Source organism: Nocardia sp. NPDC005745 (assembly GCF_040630775.1).
In the GTDB taxonomy this organism is placed as follows: Bacteria; Actinomycetota; Actinomycetes; order Mycobacteriales; family Mycobacteriaceae; genus Nocardia.
In genome coordinates this window covers 1-2,310 of record NZ_JBEXYF010000089.1, presented here as the reverse complement: position 1 = coordinate 2,310, position 2,310 = coordinate 1, and the positions used below count along the sequence as shown (strand labels likewise).

The 2,310-nt window shown below is 67.7% G+C and carries 3 protein-coding genes; 1 reads left to right on the top strand and 2 read right to left on the bottom strand.

Translation table 11 applies throughout. The annotated features are described in order from the left end of the window. Together ABZ420_RS35940 and ABZ420_RS35935 are read right to left on the bottom strand one after the other, a co-directional pair. On the bottom strand, positions 1–407 hold a 407-nt coding region (locus tag ABZ420_RS35940; protein WP_357132658.1), incomplete at its 3' end, for a TIGR03086 family metal-binding protein. A gap of 21 nt (positions 408–428) precedes the next feature. Next, entirely contained in the window at positions 429–1,649 is a 1,221-nt protein-coding gene (locus ABZ420_RS35935; protein WP_357132655.1) for an alpha/beta hydrolase, read from the bottom strand. 91 nt (positions 1,650–1,740) lie between these two features. Here ABZ420_RS35935 and ABZ420_RS35930 point away from each other — a divergent pair. Then, on the top strand, positions 1,741–2,310 hold a 570-nt coding region (locus ABZ420_RS35930; protein ID WP_357132652.1), incomplete at its 3' end, for a TetR/AcrR family transcriptional regulator.

Genomic DNA, 2,310 nt, shown 5'->3' with positions numbered 1-2,310 from the left:
TGTTGGGTTGTGCTCACGGCGAGATCCACGCCGTGGACGACTAGTTCGCCGAGGTGGATCAGGGCTGCCATCGGGCCGGGGACCGGGCCGAAGCCGAGCCGGATCGTGGTGTCGAGGGCGTCGGGGCGATGCCACGCGGCGCGATCGAGGTCGGCCGCGGCCGCGAAGGCCGCGTGATGATCGGCGCCGAGCCAGTCGTCGTGATGGTCACGGCCGAGGGTGATGCTGGTGAGTTCGGCGGCGAAGATTCGCATGCCGCCGACGAGATGGTTCAGTTCGGTGCGCAGGTCCCAGCCGTCGCAGAGGGACGGGCGGTCGAGGTCGGTGTCGGTGATGCCTGCGACGATGCCGCCGGTCATGTCGAGTGCGGCGCCGATGTGGTCGATGACGGTGGGGGTGGGGTTCATGGCGATGATCTTTCGGGTGGGTCAAGCGGTGGGGGTGAGGGTTTCGTCGAGCCAGTCGTAGACGCGGGCGTAGGCCAGGCGCTGCGCGCCGGACTGGCAGTGGGCATCGGCGCCGTCTTCGGCGGTGAATTCCAGCAGCGTTTTCGGCCCGGTCAGGTTCTGGTAGAGCTTCTCGGGTTGACCGGCGAAGAATCCGTCGTCGGCGCCTGCGCAGATCAGCACGGGGCAGGTGATCAGGGCCGCGGTGCCGTCGGTGAGGGTGTAGTCGAGGTAGGCGGCGCCGAAGGCGCGCGGCGTGGCGGAGCCCATCACGTACATGCCGTGGTTGATCGACCAGCGCAGCATCGGGTTCGCGGCCATGAGCTCGGCGAACATCGCGTCGAGTTCGGGATCGGTGTCCGCGCGCAGCCTGCGTTCGGCTTCGGCACGGTCGAACGGCAATGCGGCGGTGCTGATGTCGCCGAGATCGTAGACGCCGTCCAAGGCGATGACCGCCGCGAGACGGTGCTCGTAGGCGGCCGCGCGGGGAGCGAGCAGACCGCTCATGCTCTGGCCCAGCAGTACCAACTTCGCCGGATCGATCTCGGGGCGGGTGAGCGCGTAGTCGACCACGGGAGTGATGACGTGTTCCCAGTCCGGCCGGAAGGTCAACCCTTGGTGGTGACGGGTACCGGGTTGCCCCGGTCCGTCGAAGACCAGCACGTTGTACCCGCGCTCGACCGCGGCCGCGGCGCCGGCGAAGTGCATCTCCTCGGCCGAGCCGTCGAACCCGTTGAACATCAGCATCGTCGGCCGTGGCGCACCGGAGGTGTCGACGCGATAGAAGTAGCCGGGAAGCGTGGTGTCCTCGTAGGGGATACGCACCGGTTCGATCGCCGGGGTGAACAGCGCCGCGGCCCGATGGAAGCAGTCGACCTGTAGATCGTAGGCGTGCAGGATGCGCGGATCGTCGCCGTCGCCGTGCAGGAAGAACTCGGCCATCCGGTAGTAATTGGACGCGCGCAGGAATCCGTCGCGCGCGCTCACCCCGTGCCCGGCGCGCAGCGAGGCATGCGCCTGGGCGGCGACGCGGTCGGCGGTGGCCAGCCACCGGTCGTGCCAGCTGTCGTAGTCGCCCGGGACGATCCGTTCACTCGTGGTCACCACCTCCCCGAAATCCGCTCCGCCATAGGCGATATGGCCGAAGGTGCGCAACGTCTCGTACCAGAACTGGGAGTCCTCGGGAAAGAACAGCGGCTGCATTCTGTCGCTCCTAACGCAATTTTTGACTGCGTTAATGAATGTAAGCCTGCGGCGCTATAAAAGCAAGCCGCGACTGCGTTAAGGTGGGAGCATGACGGACAAGGACACGGCCCGTCGTCCGGGTGGGCGCAGCGCCCGAGTGCGGGCCGCGGTGCATCAGGCGGTCACCGATCTGGTGGTGCAGCGCGGATACGGCAACTTCACCGTCGGGGACGTGGCGACGCACGCCGGGGTGGCCGATTCGAGCATCTACCGGCGATGGGGCACCCTCGAAGCGCTGACCACGGATGTGGCCATCACCTGGCTGACCACCAACTCACCGATACCCGACACCGGCAGTCTCGACAGCGACCTGCGCAGCTACGCCGCGGGCGTCGCACGCGACGTGACCGGACCCCAAGGGCTCGCGGTGCTACGACTGGTCATCTCCCTGTCCGGAGGCGGCACGGCCGGAACCGAAGCGCGCGACCGGTTCCTCGCCGAACGCGCCAGGCAACTGGCGGAAATGCTCGACCGCGCCCGAAGCCGCGGCGAGAATCCACCCGAAGCGCTCGACGTGCTCGACCACATCCTCGCCCCCCTCTACATCCGGATTCTCTTCGGCATGGGAGGGCTCACCCCCGACTACCTCGACCAACTGGTCGACCGGATCCTCGCCACC

Excerpts from the sequence above, each read along its gene's own strand:
- ABZ420_RS35935 (WP_357132655.1), bottom strand. The coding sequence starts at position 1,649 with ATGCAGCCGCTGTTCTTTCCCGAGGACTCCCAGTTCTGGTACGAGACG.